Consider the following 13,570-nt stretch of genomic DNA (forward strand, 5'->3'; position numbering starts at 1 on the left):
GCGCCGATGGTACTGCCCTGGAGACGGGGTGGGAGAGTAGGACGCCGCCGGACACCCTTCACAGCAGGCCCCCCACCCCACAGGTGGGGGGCCTGCTGCCTTTCCCCCGAACCCCCGAGACCGCAGCGGACCGCGCGGACGGCGACCACCCCGCCCGCGGCGGCGTGCCGGCATCGCGGACGGGTCCGTGGCGGACGGCCCGCTCTCCACCTCTACGATGAGCGCAGGGTGCGCGGTGAGCGTGCGGGGCGGACTGCTGAACGGGAGGAACCAGGGTGAGGGTCTCGGCGAAGGCCGACTACGCGGTGCGAGCGACGGCCGAGCTCGCCGCGGGCGACGACGGTGCACCCGTGCCCGCCGAGTCGCTGGCCGAGGCGCAGCACATCCCGCACCGCTTCCTCGAGTCGATCCTGCGTGACCTGCGCCGCGAGGGCATCGTGGCCAGCCGCCGGGGCGCGCGGGGCGGCTACGTCCTGGCACGACCCGCCGACCAGGTGACGGTGGCGGACGTCGTGCGGGCCGTCGACGGCCCGCTGGTGTTCGTCCGCGACGAGCGTCCCGCCGACCTGGACTACGAGGGGGCCGCCGCCGACCTCCTGCACGTCTGGGTGGCCCTGCGGGCCAGCGTGCGGCGTGTCCTGGAGGAGGTCACCGTGTCCGACCTGGCGGCGGGATCCCTCCCGGACGAGATCCGGTCGTTGACGTCCAGCGACTCCGCCTGGCAGAACCCCTGATCGCGGCCCCTCTCCGGGTCCGTCGACGCAGATCCGACCAGGATGCTGCGTATCGTTAAACCCGACTAGCCCGATCGGATATAGTCGATTCAGCGGGGTCACCGACCACGCACGGACGGAGGGACTCGTGATGCAGACACTGGTGCTGCTCGCTCTCGTGGGCCTGGGGGCTCAGCTCGTCGACGGCAGCCTGGGCATGGCCTACGGCGTCACGTCGACGACGCTGCTCCTGGCGATCGGGACCAACCCTGCCGCAGCGTCGGCCACGGTGCACCTCGCGGAGATCGGGACCACGCTCGCGTCGGGGGCGTCGCACTGGCGGTTCGGCAACGTGGACTGGCGCGTCGTCGCGCGCATCGGCGTGCCGGGGGCGATCGGCGCGTTCGCCGGGGCGACGTTCCTGTCGTGGCTGTCGACCGATCTCGCCAAGCCGGTCATGTCGGTGCTGCTGCTCGCGCTCGGCGTGTACGTGCTGTCCCGGTTCACGTTCCGCGGTCTGCGCACCGACAAGATCGGCCAGCCGCTGCGTCGCCGCTTCCTCGCGCCCCTCGGCCTGGTCGGCGGCTTCCTCGACGCCACCGGTGGTGGCGGCTGGGGGCCGGTCGGGACGCCGGCGATCCTCGCCAGCGGACGCCTGGAGCCCCGCAAGGTCATTGGTTCGATCGACACCAGCGAGTTCTTCGTCGCCGTGGCGGCCAGCCTGGGCTTCCTCGTGGGCCTCGGGACGGCGGGCATCGACCCGATGTGGGCCACCGCCCTGCTGCTGGGCGGCCTCGTCGCCGCGCCGGTCGCGGCCTGGTTGGTCCGGCTCGTGCCGCCCCGGGTGCTCGGATCGGCGGTCGGTGGCGTCATCGTGCTCACCAACAGCCGGACCCTGCTCGCCACGGTCGACCTCGCGCCGGCCTGGACGACGGTGGTCCTCGCCGCCGTCGTCGTGCTCTGGGCCGCGGCGGTCGCGTGGTCCGTGCGGGCGCACCGCCGCGAGCAGTCGGTGACCATGGCCCGGACGACGACCCAGGACGCGCACAGCGTCGGCGGGTGAAACCCGCGGGTGAAGACGTCCGCCCAGGTGGCGCTCGTGACTCCGCGGAGTACGGTGGGCCACACCGGCCCGGCCCGGCCCGGTGAGATCGTCGGGAGGAGAACACATGAGTTCGCTGTCGTCGTCGCGGATCATGAAGAGTTCCGCGCTCTCATCGGTGACCGACGCACTCTCCACCGGGACCCAGCTCGTCGTGGGTCAGTACCGGATCGACGCGCCCTCCGGTGCCGTGTGGTGGTCCGACGAGGTCTACCGGATGTACGGGTCGGAGCCCGGCGATCTCACACCCACCGTGGACATCATCCGGGCGCGGACCCACCCGGACGACCGGGCGCGCGTGTCGCGGACGGCGATCGTGTCCCTGCGGGCCGGGCGGCCGTTCAGCAGCGCCCACCGCATCATCGACCCGCACGGCAAGGCACGTACGGTCGTCGTCACGGGTCGGGGGCAGCTGGACGAGGACGGGGCCATCGCCCGGGTGGGCGGGTATGTGCTGGACGTCAGCCCGGTCGCGCGCGAGGTGCTGGACCGCGAGTCCCACCGTGCCGTCGGGCGGGCGATGGTCTCCGCCGCCGCCGTCGAACAGGTCAAGGGTGCCCTCATGATCGTGCGGGGCCTGGACGAGGCCGACGCCACGGACCTGCTCGGCGAGGTCGCCGCACGAGCCGGGATCCCGATGCAGTCAGCGGCGTCACAGGTCGTCAGCGAGCTCCGCACGTCCCGTGGAGAGCCTGACGACCGGCTGCAGGCCGCGCTCGACGCGGTCCACAGCGTGGACCGCCCGCACGGGCACGAGGCCCAGCTGGCCCGTCGACGTCAGAGCACCCGGCGCTGAGCACCGGTACCGGTCCGACCTCTCGCGAGGCGCGCCGGTCACCGTCCGACCGCTCGCGGGGCGAACGAGCCGCCCCGCGAGTCCGGGACTCAGACCGTCGAGATCTTCTTGGCGCGGCGGTCGACCGCCTTGACGACCCCCTGCTTCGCGAGCCGGCGGGCCATCACCGCGGCGCCACCCGTGACGGCGGCGAACGTGATCGCCTGGACGATCGGGATGTCGTCCGCGTCCAGGTCGATCGGGGCCTCCTTGCCCGTGGCCTTCTCCCAGATCGTCTTGATGATCTTCTGGGCCACCCAGCCGGCGGCGAGGGTCGCCGCGATCGTCCCGACCTTCACGGCCAGCGTCGGCTCGGTGCTCTTGGACAGCTCCACGGGTCCTCCAGTCGTTCGGTGCGCCGGGCGGTCACGGACGGACTCCGTCGGGAGGTCCGCGCCACGGACGCCACCACCGTAGCGTGCTCGAGGTGTGTAGGCTCGGGGGGAACGACAGGGGAGCGCCATCGGCGCTGAGAGTGCGGACCACCGCAGACCCTCGAACCTGATCCGGTTAGCACCGGTGGAGGAAGTCGGGCTTCTCGATCCCGTCGCCTCGGACCCTCCGAGCGGCGGACCCCCTTCTCGAACGTCTGAGGAGGACACATGAGTCATCGTCTCCGTCGCACCGTCGCGACCACCGCCGTCGTCGCGCTGCTGCCCGCGCTGGCCGCCTGCGGCGGCGAGGAGTCCCCCGGAGCAGCGCCCAGCAGCTCCGCGGGCTCCGCCGACGCGAGCGCCACGCCGGAGCTGTCCGGTACCGTCACGCTCGTCACGCACGACTCCTTCGCCCTGAGCGAGGGGGTCCTGGAGTCGTTCGAGGAGGAGACCGGGCTCACCGTCGAGCAGGTCGCCGCCGGCGACGCCGGCACCTTGGTCAACCAGCTCGTGCTCACGGCCGACAGCCCGCTCGGCGACGTCGTCTACGGCGTGGACAACACCTTCGCCTCGCGTGCCGTCGAGGCCGACGTCTTCGAGCCGTACACGCCGGCCGACCTCGACCAGTCCGCGACCGGGCTCGTCGACCCGGCGCTCGAGGGGCTCACCCCGATCGACAAGGGCGACGTCTGCCTCAACGTCGACACCACCTGGTTCGAGGCCGAGGGCGTCGAGCCGCCGAGCACCCTCGAGGACCTGACCGACCCCGCGTACGAGGACCTGACGGTCGTGACCAACCCGGCGACCTCGTCGCCCGGCTTCGCGTTCCTGCTCGCCACCGTCGACGCCTTCGGGGAGGACGGCTGGCAGCAGTACTGGGCCGACCTCTCGGACAACGGTCTCAAGGTCACCGACGGCTGGTCGGACGCCTACTACGTCGACTTCTCCGGGGCCGGCGAGGGCGGTGAGCGGCCGATCGTGCTCTCCTACGCCACCTCTCCGGCCTTCACCGTGACCGAGGACGGCAGCGAGAGCACCACCGAGGCGCTGCTGGACACCTGCTTCCGCCAGGTCGAGTACGCCGGCGTCCTCGCCGGCACCGACAACCCCGACGGCGCCCGGGCCCTGGTGGACTTCCTCGCCTCCGCCGAGGTGCAGGCCGACATCCCCGCGAACATGTACATGTACCCGGCCGACGACACCGTCGAGCTGCCGGCCGAGTGGGAGGAGTTCGCCCCCCTCGCCGAGGAACCGTTCGACGTCGCGCCGGACGAGATCGCCGCGCACCGTGACGAGTGGATCGAGCAGTGGACGGCCACGGTCATCGGGTGACGCCCTCCACCAGCGGCGGGGCGTCCCTGCGGCCGCCCCGCCGTCGGCCCGCCCCGGGGACCTGGCTGTGGTGGGTCCTCGCCGCGGGCCTGCCCCTGCTGTTCCTCGGGGTGTTCTTCGCGTGGCCCGTGGCGGCGCTCGTCGTCCAGGGGTTCTTCACCGACGACGGCGGCACTCGCGCGCTCGACCTGTCCGGGTTCGCGGAGGTCCTGTCCCAGCCCCGCACGTGGCGCGTCGTCGGGCAGACCCTCGCCCAGGCGTCCGTCGGCACGGTCCTGGCCGTCCTGCTCGGGCTGCCCGGCGCCTACGTGCTCTACCGGTGCCGGTTCCCGGGCCGGGCGCTGGCACGCGGCCTGGTGACCGTGCCGTTCGTGCTGCCGACCGTCGTGGTCGGCGTGGCCTTCCGGGCGCTGTTCGCCCCGGGCGGCACCTTCGGGTGGCTCGGCATCGAGGAGTCCTTCGCCGGGGTCGTCGTGGCCCTGGTGTTCTTCAACTACGCCGTCGTCGTGCGCACCGTCGGCGGGCTGTGGGAGCGGCTCGACCCGCGGGCCGAGCAGGCGGCCCGCTCCCTCGGCGCGAGCCCGTGGCGGGCCTTCCGCACGGTCACCCTGCCGGCGCTGGGGCCCGCGATCGCGTCCGCGGCCGCCGTGGTCTTCCTGTTCTGCTCGACGGCGTTCGGCGTCGTCCTGGTGCTCGGGGGCATGCGGTACGGCACGATCGAGACCGAGATCTGGATCCGCACCACCCAGTTCCTCGACCTGCGCGCCGCCGCCGTGCTCAGCATCCTGCAGCTCGTGGTCGTCACCGGAGCACTGCTCGTCAGCGCCCGGCTGCGTGCCCGCCGCGAGCGCGCGCTGCACCTGACCAGCGACCGGTCCGCGGCGCACCGCTTCTCCTGGCGACGGGCCAGCGACGCCGTCCCGGCGGCCGCGACCGTCGCCGTCGTCGGCCTGCTGGTCGTCGTGCCGCTCGCGGGTCTGGTCGCCCGCTCGCTGCGGACGCCCGACGGCACCTGGGGGTTCGACAACTACGTCGCCCTCGGCACGACCGGGGGCCGCAACGCGCTGTCCGTCACCGTGTGGGAGGCGACGGTGAACTCGCTGCGCACAGCCGTGCTGGCCGCCCTCATCGCCGTCGTCGTCGGCGGGCTCGTGGCCCTGGTCGTCTCGCGCCGTCCCCGGTCGGCCGGGCTGCGTCGGGCCGTCGGGGCGCTGGACGCCGCGTTCATGCTGCCCCTCGGGGTCTCCGCGGTGACCGTCGGGTTCGGGTTCCTCATCACCCTGGACCGGCCGCTCGGGCTCGACGTCGACCTGCGGACCTCGGGCCTGCTCGTGCCGATCGCGCAGGCGGTCGTCGCGATCCCGCTCGTGGTCCGCACCGTGCTGCCCGTGGTGCGGGCGATCGACCCGCGGCTGCGCGAGGTCGCCGCCACCCTGGGTGCCGCCCCGGGCCGGGTGCTGCGGACCGTCGACGGCCCCCTGACCGCCCGGTCCCTCGGGCTGGCCGTCGGGTTCGCGTTCGCGGTGTCGCTCGGCGAGTTCGGCGCGACGTCGTTCCTCGCCCGCCCCGACGCGGCGACGCTGCCGGTCGTCATCTTCCGGCTCATCGGCCGGCCCGGGGCGGAGAACTACGGGATGGCGCTCGCGGCGTCCGTGGTGCTGGCCGTGCTCACCGCGACGGTCATGATGGTGGCGGAACGCCTGCGCGGTGACGCGGGCGGAGGGGAGTTCTGATGTCCGGGGCCGAGGGCCTGAGCGTCCGTGACGTCGTCGTGCGCTACGAGGGCACGCGGCACGAGGCGGGCACGACGGCGGTCGACCACGTGTCGCTCGACGTCGCGACGGGCGAGGTCCTGGCGCTGCTCGGGCCGAGCGGCTGCGGCAAGTCGTCGCTGCTGCGCGCGGTCGCGGGGCTGGAGCCGCTGGTGGCGGGGTCGGTGTCGTTCGCGGGGCAGGACCTGGCCCGCGTGCCGGTGCATCGGCGCGGGTTCGGCCTGCTGTTCCAGGACGGTCAGCTGTTCCCGCACCGGGACGTGGGCCGGAACGTCGCCTACGGGCTGGAGATGCAGGGGATCCCCGCGGCGCAGCGGCGCGACCGGGTGGCCGAGCTGCTCGCGGACGTCGGGCTGGCCGGGTACGCGCGGCGGGCCGTGTCGACGCTGTCCGGCGGGGAGAAGCAGCGGGTCGCGCTGGCCCGGGCCCTGGCCCCGCGGCCGCGGCTGCTGCTGCTCGACGAGCCGCTGTCCGCCCTGGACCGGCAGCTGCGCGAGAAGCTCGCGATCGACGTGCGCGACACGCTGCGGGCGACCCGCACGACGGCGGTGTTCGTCACCCACGACCACGCCGAGGCCTTCACGGTGGCCGACCGGGTCGCCGTGATGGACGCAGGGCGGCTGCTGCAGGCCGACACCCCGGAGCGGCTCCGCGCCGCACCCGCCTCGGCGCGGGTCGCGGAGTTCCTCGGGCTCGAGCTCCCCTGACCGTCGCCGGTGGGCCCTGCCGTAGACCGTGGGCCGCAGCCCTCCGTCAGCGCGCGAAGACGACCCGTGCGTGCCCCATGAGCAGCAGCAGCGGGTCGCGGCGGGCCACGAACGCGTCGTCGTCCACCAGGCCCAGGTCGTACCGGCGGTGCAGCATCGCCAGCTCGGTGGCGGCCTGCTGGTAGTCCGCCAGGGCCCGCGCCGCGCCCCGGCCGAGGGCACCGCGGACCTGCTCGCGGGCCCGCTGCCGTGCCCGCAGCGACGACAGCATCCGCAGGTCGCCCGTGCCGATCACGCCGAGCTCCTGGTAGCGGGGCAGGTGCCGGCGCACCAGGCCGACGATCCGACGGCGGTCGCGGTGCAGCACGACGCCGAGCGCCACCAGCACGCCGGCGCCCAGCAGGTACGCGACCCCGAGACCGAGAGCACCCGCCGCCGTCGAGGCGTTCCACAGGGCGTGCAGCGCGGTCGCCCCGGCCACGCCGGCCACGACGGGCAGCGCACGCCGTCCGGGCCGGCGCAGGGCCGCCGCGGCCACGCCCACGCCGATCAGGGACGTGCACAGGGGGTGCAGCAGCGGGGAGACGATCCCCCGCACGACGAAGGTCCCCGCCAGCGTCCCGGCCGGAGCGGTGGCGTAGTAGCTGATGTTCTCCACGGTGGCGAAGCCCAGGGCCACCGTGGAGCCGTAGATGATGCCGTCAGTGGGACCGTTGAGCTCGTGGCGCCTGAACCAGAGCAGCCCCACGAGCACCGCGCCCTTCGCCAGCTCCTCGACGACCGGGGCGGTGAGGGACGCCGTGGCGTACCGGCCGAGCTCGGCGCCGAGCATCGGCCGCCACACGAGGTCCAGCCCGGCGGTGTTGAGGAGCGTGGCGAGCAGGACGGCGACGCCCGCACCCCAGCCGAACGCGGCGACGAGGACGTCGGGGGGTTCGGGCTCGAGGCGGTCGAGCGCGAGGACCCCGGCGAGCAGCAGCGGCAGGGGGACGAGCGCCAGGACGACCGCCGTGACCACGCCGTCCGCACCGTCCCGCAGCAGCAGGGCGAGAGCCACCGCCAGGCACAGGGAGGACGTGGCCACCGTGACGACGACCCCCACCGACGGCCGGGCGGTGGGCCTGCCGGCCAGGATCGCCCGTGGCTCCAGGGGTGGCATGCCCTGACCCTACTGAGCGGCCCCGCTCGTGCGGCGCACGATCACCACGGCCACGTCGTCCTCGCGCGCGCCGTCGTCGAAGGCGTCGAGCAGGTGCTGGCACGCGTCGTCGGGGCAGGTCCCGGGGATCTGCGCGGCGGCGGTCCGGAGCCGGGCCAGGCCGTCGCGCAGCGAGCCGTCCCGGCGCTCGACCAGTCCGTCCGTGGCCAGGACCAGCAGGTCACCGACCGCCAGCGTGGTGCGGTACGGCGGGCGGCTCTCCGGGCTCGGCAGCCCCAGCAGCCGGGAGGTGGACTTCACCGGCCGTGCCGTGCCGTCGGAGCGGACGAGCATCGCCGGCAGGTGCCCGGCGTCGGTCAGCTCGACCTCGCCGGTGACCGGGTCCGCGAGGCAGACGCACACCGTCGCGGTCTCGGTGTGGTCGGTGCGCAGCACCTCGTTGAGCAGCTCCAGCGCGCGTTCCGCCCCGTGCCCCTCGCGCAGGTAGGCGCGCAGCGTCAGACGGAGCTCGCCCATGACGGTGGCGGCGTGCAGGGAGTGGCCCTGGACGTCGCCGATCACCACCGCGACCCGGCCGTCGGGGAGGTCGAAGGCGTCGTAGAAGTCGCCCCCGACGTCCAGCAGGTCGTCCGAGGCCTCGTAGCACGCGGAGACGTCGAACCCGGGGCGCACCGTGAGGTCGGACGGGAGCAGCGCGTCCTGCAGGGCGCGGGTGATCCGGTGCTCCTCGGCGAGCAGGCGCAGGTTGGCCAGCGCCACCGCGGTCGCCTGCGTGAACCGTCGCACGGTCTCCCGGTCGTCGTCCGTCGGGCCGGTCTCGGAGTCGGCCAGCTGGACGCCGAGGCCGCCGACGAGCCGCCCGCGGGCGTCGCGCATCCACGTGGTCCACCACGAGGAGGGCCCCACCCCGGCCTGCGTGAGCAGCTCCCGCCACGGCGCGGGGACGCGTTCCCTCGGCAGCAGCGCCGAGCTGACCCCTCCCGGCGGCGGGACGGGCGTCTCGCCGGCACCGCGGACCAGCGGGGCGCCCGGCGCCGGGCACACGGTGCGCAGGACGTGGTCGGCATCGACGACCACCATGGCGATCGCGGCACGTCCGAGGACGCTCGACGCGCCCCGGGCCGCGAGGTCCACCGCCTCCTCGGCGGAGCGCGCCGAGTGCAGGGGGACCAGCGCCGTGCCGAGGTCGTCGAGCCGCTGCGCGGTCCGGTGCGCCCCTCGCTTCTCGTCGTAGCTGCGGCACAGCGCGCCCACGGTGGCGAGGAACTCGTCACGGTCGAGGGGTTCGGGCAGGTAGGCGTCGGCGCCGTGCTGCAACCCGGCCGTGCGGGCCGCCGCGTCGATCGACGTGGCCGACACGTGCAGGACGGGCACGGGGGACGTCTCCGGCCTGTTCTTCAGCTCCCGGCACACCTCCGCCCCCGAGACGTCCGGCAGGTTGACGTCGAGGACCACGGTGTCGAACTCGGCCGAGGCGCGCTGCAGCGCCTCGCTCCCGGTGGCGGCCTCCGCCACCGCGTAGCCGGCGGCGCGCAGCCAGGTGGCCATGAGGTAGCGGTGGGCGTGGGTGTCGTCGACGACGAGCACCCGTCGCCGTCCGTTCTCCTCGATCACGGTCCTGCTGTCCCTTCGGTGTCGAGTGCCGCGACGAGTGCGGCACGGTCGATCCGGTCCTTCGGCAGGAACCGCGCCGTGCGCGTCCACGGGCCGGGGGCGGGGCTCGGTCCGCTCGACATCAGGACGGCTGCCAGGCCCGGCCGTTCGTCCAGCATCCGAGCCAGCAGCGCCGTGCCGGTCGTGTCCGGCATGCGCACGTCCAGGACGACGGCGTCGACGTCGTCCTGCAGCATCGCCAGGGCCGTGCCGGCGTCGTGGGCGACGCTGACCCGGGTCGCCTCGTCGCGGAGCAGACCGGCGACCGAGGAGCCGAAGGCGTGGTCGTCGTCCACGACGAGGACGTGGCCGACGCGACCGCTCCGGGCACCGGCGGGGGCGTCCGCCCTGGCGGCGTCCTCCAGCGAGGGCAGGGTGAGCGTGAAGACGCTCCCCTCGCCGAGCGTCGAGGTCGCGGTGAGGCTGCCGCCGAGCGCCTCGGCGGTGCGCCGCGCGTACGGCAGCCCCAGACCCGTCCCCCGCGCGCCCGGCTGCAGGTGGTGGGGCACCTGGACGAACTCCTCGAAGATCGCGTCGATCTGGTCCGCGGGCACGCCCAGCCCCGTGTCCCGGACCTCGCACCGCGCGCCGTCGGCCGTGGGCGTGACGACCAGGTGCACCGACCCGCGCTCGGTGAACTTCACCGCGTTGGTCAGCAGGTTGCGGAGCATGCGCGCCACGAGGCGCCGGTCGCTGCACAGCACGGGCACGCCCGGCCGGTCGACGACGAGCTCGACGCCGTCCCGGACCAGCGGGCGCGTGGTGCCCTCCAGCTCGGCGAGGAGCTCGGCCATGTCGAACGGGGCGGGGTGGACGTCCTGGTGCCCGGCCTCGGCGCGCGCCAGCTCCAGGAGCTCGTCCACGAGGGTCAGCAGCGTGTCGGCGCTGTCGCGCACGAACCGGACCTGCTGGGCCTGGTCGTCGTCCAGCGACGACTCGGCGAGCAGTCCCGCCAGGCCGATGATCGAGTTGACCGGGCTCCTCAGCTCGTGGCTCACGTTGCGCAGGAACCGCGACTTGGCCTCGTTCGCCGCGGCGAGCTGGCGGCCGCGCTCGTCCAGCTCGGCGTAGAGCGCGACCACGCCGGAGTTCGTCTCCTCCAGCTCGGCCGAGAGCTGTTCGTACTGGGCCGTCAGTGCCTCGTGCGCCTGCTCGAGCCGGGCCAGCCGACGCTGCAGAGCTGCGGCCTCCACCGCCCCGCTCATGGCCGTGTGGCCCCTCGGACGGGCAGGACCACCACGCAGGCGTCGTCGCGCCGGACGGCGAAGTCGCGCATGATCACGCCGGCGACGACGGTCGCGGAGCGCAGCAGCAGACCGGGGTAGTCCACGAGGTTGACCCGGTCGGTCAGTCCGTCGGAGTACAGGGTGACGACGTCGCCCTCGCTGACGGCGTGCGTCGTCTCCGAGATCGCGGGGGAGCGCGACCCGCCGATGCCCGGGGGGCTCAGCAGGCTGCGGGTGCGGGTGCCGTGGATCGCCCCGGCGATGTTGCCGATGCCGGCGTGGCGCAGGGTGGAGCCGATCTGCTGCACCACCGCCACGGCGGCGCCGCGCGTGCCCGCCAGGGCACGGTGCACCCGCTCGAGGAGGATCGCGGGGCCGGCCGCGGGAGCCGCGCGGAAGGCCCGGACGGCGGCCTGCGAGGCCGCCGCCGCGAGCGGGCCGTGACCCAGCCCGTCGGCGACCAGCACGCTCGACGCGCCGTCGTCCACGCGGACCGCGAACGCGTCACCGCAGACCTGCTGACCCGTCATGGCGCGGGTGATGCCGCTCGGGGCGCCGGCGGTGGACGCCGGACGCTCGTCGCCGGCGACGGGACGGCGCGCGTCGAACGCGGCGGACACGACGGTCCCGGCGCCGGGGGCCGACCACGCGTCCCACGAGCCCGCCAGCCGGGGCAGCGTGCCCAGACCGATGCCGAGGGTGCCCCGCGAGGAGACACCGTCCCGCATCGCCGCCGCGACGTCGCGCATGCCCGGCCCCGAGTCGACGGCGAGCACCGTCAGGCGGGCGCACCCGTCCGTCCGGTCGACCGCGAGCAGCATGCGGCCGGAGCCCGCGTGGCGGGTCTGGTTCGTGGCCAGCTCGGACACGACGAGCCCGACCTCGGCGGCACGGCTCTCGTCGTGCCCGAGCCGGATCGCGGTCGTCACCGCCGCGCGGCGCACCCGGCCGACGGCCGACGGGTGGTCGACCGTGTACCAGGCGCCACTCTCGAGCACACTGCGTGGCTCGTCCGGATCGACGACGCCGGTCATCGCGCCCAGGCCGCGATCTCGACGCGGGTCCCGACCCCGGGCGTCGTGTCGATCGCGAAGTGCTCGACCAGACGACGCGACCCCGACAGCCCCAGCCCGAGCCCGCCGCCGCTGGTCCAGCCGTCGGTGAGCGCGAGGTCGAGGTCGGCGATGCCGGGGCCCTGGTCCGAGAAGACGGCACGGACACCGGTGCGCCGCCCGCTCGTGACCAGCTCGACCTCGGCCTCGCCGCCGCCGCCGTGCACCAGGGTGTTGCGCGCGAGCTCGCTCGCCGCGGTGACGAGCTTCGTCTGGTCGACCAGGGACAGCCGCGCCTGCTGGGCGAGCCGTCGCACGGCCTGGCGGACCCGGACCACGTCCGAGTCGTCGCGAACCGGTTGTCGGGTGCCGGTGGTGGGAGAGGTCGTGGTCATCCGGCGTCGCGTTCGACGGCCGCGAGGAGGACGTCTTCGGCCGCCACGCTGTCGGGACTGAGCAGGGCCAGACCGCGGTCGACGTCGAGCGCCGTCTGCACCCCGTGCAGCCCCAGCCCGAGCTCGACCATGGTGATCGCGACGGCGGGACGCATCCCGACGACGACGGTGCGGGCGTCCAGCACCCGCGAGACGGCGGCGACGGAGGCCAGCATGCGGCCGATGAAGCTGTCGACGATCTCCAGGCCGGAGATGTCGATGATGACGCCCCGCGCACCGGTCCGGGTGATCCGGGCGGCGAGGTCCTCCTGGAGCTGGAGCACGGTGTCGTCCTGCAGCTCGACCTGGATCGACACCAGCAGCGTCGACCCGATCTTGAGGATCGGGACCTCGTTCACCCGCGCACCTCGCTGGTCGGTCGCTTCTTCTCGCGCAGCGCGTCGACCAGGGCGTCGGCCAGGGACGCGCGGGTGCGGATGTCGCCGAACTCGATACCGAGGGCCACGATCGTCTGGGCGATCTGCGGCCGGATGCCGCTGATCGTGCACTGGGCGCCCATGAGGCGCGCCGCCACGACCGTCTTGAGCAGGTGCTGGGCGACCTGGGTGTCGACCGCCGGCACACCCGTGATGTCGATGATCGCGTGCTCGCTGCCCGTCTCGACGAGGGTGTTGAGGAGCTTCTCCATGACGACCTGCGTGCGGGCCGAGTCGAGGGTGCCCACCAGCGGCACCGCGACGATGCCCTCCCACAGCTTCACCACCGGGGTGGACAGCTCCATGAGCTGCTCCGCCTGCTCGGTGATGATCGCCTCGCGGGCGTCCGCGTAGTTCTCGAACGTGTACAGGCCGAGGTCGTCCACCAGCCGCATCAGCGGCGTCAGGTGCGCGCGGACGTCGTCGTCGACCAGGCTGTACAGGCCCTCCTTGAGCGCGAACACCGCCATCGCCGTCTCCCGGGGGGTGAACCCCAGGCGGGCGCGGGCACCGGAGACGTCGGCCAGGATGCCCCGCAGCTGGTCGAACGCCGCGTCGCCCAGCTCGGAGCCGCCGTCGCGCAGCCCCTCCACGAGCGCGTCGTAGATGTCCGACTGCTCGCGCTCGAGCTCGCCGCGGGTGCTGCGGCCCCGCAGCTCGACGCTCGACGCGTCGAGCCACGCGGCGCGGACGGCCTCGGCGTGGTCCGTGAGGATCGTGGAGAGCTGGGCACTCCGGGCAGTCGGCACGTGGGCTCCTTTCGGGCGGCGCGAG

14 protein-coding genes and 1 riboswitch are annotated in these 13,570 nt (G+C 74.3%); of the genes, 6 read left to right on the forward strand and 8 right to left on the reverse strand.

The features are described from left to right. Positions 1–275: 275 nt before the first annotated feature. The 3 genes from Q6347_RS11545 (at position 276) to Q6347_RS11555 (ending at position 2,611) form a co-directional block, all read left to right on the forward strand. On the forward strand, positions 276–734 hold the full coding sequence (locus Q6347_RS11545) for an Rrf2 family transcriptional regulator (protein ID WP_171248401.1): 459 nt from the start codon (positions 276–278) through the stop codon (positions 732–734). Positions 735–864: 130 nt separating this feature from the next. Beyond that, a complete protein-coding gene (locus Q6347_RS11550) occupies positions 865–1,776 on the forward strand; it encodes a sulfite exporter TauE/SafE family protein (RefSeq protein WP_304607620.1) in 912 nt (303 codons plus the stop codon). A 106-nt stretch (positions 1,777–1,882) separates the two neighbouring features. After that, positions 1,883–2,611, forward strand: coding sequence for a PAS domain-containing protein (locus tag Q6347_RS11555; RefSeq protein WP_304604619.1), 729 nt, complete (start codon positions 1,883–1,885; stop codon positions 2,609–2,611). Between the two features lie 89 nt (positions 2,612–2,700). On the opposite strand, the gene Q6347_RS11560 is transcribed toward Q6347_RS11555, so the two are convergent. Next, positions 2,701–2,985 (reverse strand): DUF4235 domain-containing protein, encoded by a 285-nt coding sequence (locus tag Q6347_RS11560; protein WP_304604618.1) that lies wholly within the window; start codon positions 2,983–2,985, stop codon positions 2,701–2,703. Positions 2,986–3,091: 106 nt separating this feature from the next. Next, a riboswitch (TPP riboswitch) is annotated at positions 3,092–3,195 on the forward strand. Between the two features lie 57 nt (positions 3,196–3,252). Here Q6347_RS11560 and Q6347_RS11565 point away from each other — a divergent pair. Genes Q6347_RS11565 through Q6347_RS11575 form a run of 3 tightly spaced genes read left to right on the forward strand, consistent with a single transcriptional unit; the run spans position 3,253 to position 6,835 of the window. Beyond that, positions 3,253–4,356: a thiamine ABC transporter substrate binding subunit gene (locus Q6347_RS11565; protein WP_304607423.1), complete on the forward strand. Its 1,104-nt coding sequence runs from the start codon at positions 3,253–3,255 to the stop codon at positions 4,354–4,356. Next, a complete protein-coding gene (locus Q6347_RS11570; RefSeq protein ID WP_369810847.1) occupies positions 4,353–6,089 on the forward strand; it encodes an ABC transporter permease in 1,737 nt (578 codons plus the stop codon). Before Q6347_RS11565 ends, Q6347_RS11570 begins: the two co-directional genes overlap by 4 nt. Further along, on the forward strand, positions 6,089–6,835 hold the full coding sequence (locus tag Q6347_RS11575) for an ABC transporter ATP-binding protein (protein WP_369810848.1): 747 nt from the start codon (positions 6,089–6,091) through the stop codon (positions 6,833–6,835). The genes Q6347_RS11570 and Q6347_RS11575 overlap by 1 nt, the downstream gene beginning before the upstream one ends. 46 nt (positions 6,836–6,881) lie before the next feature. Here Q6347_RS11575 and Q6347_RS11580 read toward each other — a convergent pair whose 3' ends face one another. Genes Q6347_RS11580 through Q6347_RS11610 form a run of 7 tightly spaced genes read right to left on the reverse strand, consistent with a single transcriptional unit; the run spans position 6,882 to position 13,545 of the window. After that, positions 6,882–7,994, reverse strand: a complete 1,113-nt coding sequence (locus tag Q6347_RS11580; protein ID WP_304607424.1) for a PrsW family intramembrane metalloprotease — start codon at positions 7,992–7,994, stop codon at positions 6,882–6,884. A 9-nt stretch (positions 7,995–8,003) separates the two neighbouring features. Beyond that, positions 8,004–9,608, reverse strand: coding sequence for a SpoIIE family protein phosphatase (locus tag Q6347_RS11585; RefSeq protein ID WP_304607425.1), 1,605 nt, complete (start codon positions 9,606–9,608; stop codon positions 8,004–8,006). Then, positions 9,605–10,852, reverse strand: coding sequence for a HAMP domain-containing sensor histidine kinase (locus Q6347_RS11590; protein WP_304607426.1), 1,248 nt, complete (start codon positions 10,850–10,852; stop codon positions 9,605–9,607). Before Q6347_RS11590 ends, Q6347_RS11585 begins: the two co-directional genes overlap by 4 nt. Beyond that, entirely contained in the window at positions 10,849–11,871 is a 1,023-nt protein-coding gene (locus Q6347_RS11595) for a SpoIIE family protein phosphatase (protein WP_304604613.1), read from the reverse strand. The genes Q6347_RS11590 and Q6347_RS11595 overlap by 4 nt, the downstream gene beginning before the upstream one ends. A gap of 32 nt (positions 11,872–11,903) precedes the next feature. Beyond that, the gene (locus Q6347_RS11600; protein WP_304604612.1) at positions 11,904–12,320 is read right to left on the reverse strand and encodes an ATP-binding protein; all 417 of its coding nucleotides are present in this window, start codon (positions 12,318–12,320) and stop codon (positions 11,904–11,906) included. Next, positions 12,317–12,718, reverse strand: coding sequence for an STAS domain-containing protein (locus Q6347_RS11605; RefSeq protein WP_304604611.1), 402 nt, complete (start codon positions 12,716–12,718; stop codon positions 12,317–12,319). The genes Q6347_RS11600 and Q6347_RS11605 overlap by 4 nt, the downstream gene beginning before the upstream one ends. Further along, entirely contained in the window at positions 12,715–13,545 is an 831-nt protein-coding gene (locus Q6347_RS11610; RefSeq protein ID WP_171248391.1) for an STAS domain-containing protein, read from the reverse strand. Before Q6347_RS11610 ends, Q6347_RS11605 begins: the two co-directional genes overlap by 4 nt. Positions 13,546–13,570 lie beyond the last annotated feature (25 nt).

Origin of the sequence: Isoptericola sp. b408 (genome assembly GCF_030588085.1) — a bacterium.
Lineage (GTDB): Bacteria > Actinomycetota > Actinomycetes > Actinomycetales > Cellulomonadaceae > Isoptericola > Isoptericola sediminis.